Here is a 2,915-nt window from a genome sequence, read left to right as displayed (position 1 = left end):
GTGCGTCCGGGGCGCGGGTACAGCGGCTTGAGGCGACGGGCGTACGGGGCGAGGACCGCGAGCACGGGGCCCGCGGCGGTATGCAGGCGGGCGAGCGCGGACGTGACGGTGGCGGCGACGTGGTCACGAGCCGCGGGGCGAACGTCGCGTCGCCACACCGCGCCGCCGTCCGACCGGTTCCAAGGATCCTTCAACGCCGGTCCCACCTCGCACGGGTGCCTTGCCGCGCGGTTGGACCCAGCAGGCGGACACAGCGGTGCTCCCTCTTCCTCCGGGCCTGGCGGGCGTCTCGCGGATAGGCGAATATTTGCGGTAGCTTCACTAACTACACACACGTATTCGGCAGCAGCGAACACTCACTGCTGTGACCAGCACCACTCCGGTAACCGCTGCGGGCGCGCAGACCAACGTGCTTACACGCATTTCGTACCTCTGCTGCCCAACGTGCCGACTCTGGACTCCGGCTCAGCCGGAGGCTCCTTCGGGTCGCAGAACGTGTACCGGACTCTCCTGTCGTTTGCCGTACGCGACCACGTGGGTCGTGTCCCTTGTCGTGATGTAGCCGATCAATCGGCCGTGGTCTTGGTGGTATTGGGTAGCTCGGTGGCGCTATCGGGGAGCTCGGCGGGGTAGATCTGGCCCATGCCCCCTCGGGGAGGGCGCAGTCGAGCAGGCCGACGCCCTGGCCGAGGAGATCGTGGATCTTGTTCCAGCGTTCGCGGGTGGTCTGCTCGCGTACTCCTCCGGGGCGGGGCGGGTTGATGGTGGCCCAGCAGCCGGCGTGTGCGCGGACCTCGAGCAGGACTTTGTCGCAGAGATTGCGCCAGAGGTGCCATCGGTCGCTGACCTGCACCGCGTCGGGCAGGACGCGGCGGACGGCCTCGGCGTAGGTGGCCGATCCGTCCCGGCACACGACCTCGACGCCGCTGCCGTGCTCCCGCAGCCAGGACTCCAGGGTGGCCGTCTCGCGGTCGGGCAGGACCGCGACGCGTCTGCCGGTCTGGGCATCCGTGATGATCGTGGCGTAGCGGTGGCGGCGGCGCAGGGCGTCGTCCACGCCGATCACCCGCGAGACCGCCTGATGCGGCAGCGGCAGGCGCCGCAGATGGCGCAGCGCAGTACTGCGGGAAACGGGCACGGCCAGCAGACCGGCGAGGCGGGCGGCCGCCCGGCCGCATAACTCCCGTGCCACCTGGGATATTTGGGCGGCGAGCCGCACCGTGCGGCGCTGATGGCGCTCCAGCAGCCCGGGGATCTGTTCGCGGAAGGTCTGCCGCCGGCATCCCGGGACAGGGCAGACCAGCCGCCGTACGCGCAGGTGGACGACGACCTGGCGGGCGTCGACCGGCACGTCCGTCACCGTCCGGCCGTGGTACCCGTGCACCTTCGCCGTCGGAGTCCCGCACACCGGACACGGCACCGAATCCTCCCGGGTGCGGGCCGTAACCAGCACCACGTCACCGCCGTCCGCCACGTCTTCGACGACCAGCACCGACAGCCCGGAAAACACCGTGAGCATAAGGGAGTTGACATCCATCACACGATCATGATCGCAGACAGCTACTCGGCGTCACCACCGACTACGGACCGGAGCCGAACGTTCTTACAGTCCCTTCACTGAGGATCGAACCCGGGAACGTGAGCCTGGAGGTCGGAGCGTGAGCCACAGGAGAAGCAACAGCAGGAAGCAGAAAGTCGCCGTCGCGACGGGCACAGTGGTTGTCCTGACAGCCGGCGTGCTGCTGCCGGGAGCGTTCGCGGCGGAGTTCGGCGCCGCTTTCGGTTCGGTTCCCGGTGCGGCGAGCTCGTCCTGCGCCGACGGGGGCAGGTGTTTCGGCGTCTGCTTCGGTTGATCGTCCGGTGCCCGGTCAGGCCGATCCTTCAGCTGTTTCTCCGGGGTGCGCCGGCCCCTGCTCCGCCTGTTTCCTCGGGAGTTGCACTGGCTGCTCCCAACAAGCTCAACGGTCTCACCGGCCTCATCAACTCGATCCGCTCATCGCCGGCGCTGGCAAGGGCGCTGGCGGCGGGCAAGCAGGACGACCAGGCTGGCGCCGAGGTTGACGCCGATGGGCAGGCAGGTGCAGACGAGTTTGGCGCGGGTGATGGTTTCGGCGACGGCTTCGACTCCGCTGGCTTCGGCGACTCCGGAGATTTCGGCGAATTTGCATCCCTCAACGCTGCTGTTGCTTCCTCGCCCGTCGGGGACTGTTCCCCGGGCGGCGAAGCCATAGAGGGTGATGCTGCTGCGGAGCAGCACTGCTGTGGAACAGGGAAGTGCTGCCGTCGATAACCTGATTCGGGGCTGTCGGGCACCGTTGATCAGGGATACGGGAGGGACTGAGCCGGGGCGCGCTTTTCGGGACGGCACGGGCATCCGCCCCGTGCCGTCCTCGTGTGTGGTGCCGGTGCCGGCGCCTTCCACGGGGCTGTGCGTAGTCCGTCACCCAAGATCCTGGTGGAATGTTTTTTCGGTGGCGGACGTGTTGAGTTTTTTCGTGGCGGTGGACGTAGGGGGGGCGGACGGGGGGCGTGTGGGACTGCGCAAGTCGTACAGGTCGGTCTTCCCACGGGCCGACCCCCTGGAGGTAAGGGAATTTTGAGTCACAAGAGGATCAACAACAGAAAGAAAAGAGCCGTCATCGGGACGGCGGTGGCGGTGGTCCTGACGGGCGGAGTTCTGCTGCCGGGGGCCTTCGCTGCAGAGCCCGGTGCTGCTTCCGGTTCGGTTCCTGCTCCTGTGAAACCGTCCGGCGCCGTCTGTGTCAGCGGTGACCAGCCAGCTGAATTGAAGTTCTTCTTCATCCCTTCGCTAATCGATCTGGATGCTGAGCTCCAGAGACAGGCTCGCGAGAGTGGCGAGGCCACGGGCAGAGCCATCCGCGAGGCGCTCGGGGGCCTTGGTGCCACGGGAGGTC

The 2,915-nt window shown here is 67.7% G+C and carries 2 protein-coding genes and 1 pseudogene; all 3 read right to left on the bottom strand.

Going from position 1 to position 2,915, the window contains the following annotated elements:
* The coding region (locus ABZ471_RS44460; RefSeq protein WP_359074859.1) for a hypothetical protein at positions 1-194 on the bottom strand (194 nt) is incomplete at its 3' end.
* Positions 195-658: 464 nt separating this feature from the next.
* Positions 659-1,510 (bottom strand): annotated as a pseudogene (locus tag ABZ471_RS44455) (ISL3 family transposase); the annotation flags it as partial.
* A gap of 483 nt (positions 1,511-1,993) precedes the next feature.
* Positions 1,994-2,257, bottom strand: a complete 264-nt coding sequence (locus ABZ471_RS44450) for a hypothetical protein (protein WP_359074858.1) — start codon at positions 2,255-2,257, stop codon at positions 1,994-1,996.
* Positions 2,258-2,915 lie beyond the last annotated feature (658 nt).

Origin of the sequence: Streptomyces sp. NPDC005728, from assembly GCF_040630895.1 — a bacterium.
Classification (GTDB): Bacteria; Actinomycetota; Actinomycetes; order Streptomycetales; family Streptomycetaceae; genus Streptomyces.
The sequence above is the reverse complement of the archived record's forward strand: the minus strand, read 5'-3'. Positions and strand labels throughout refer to the sequence as shown.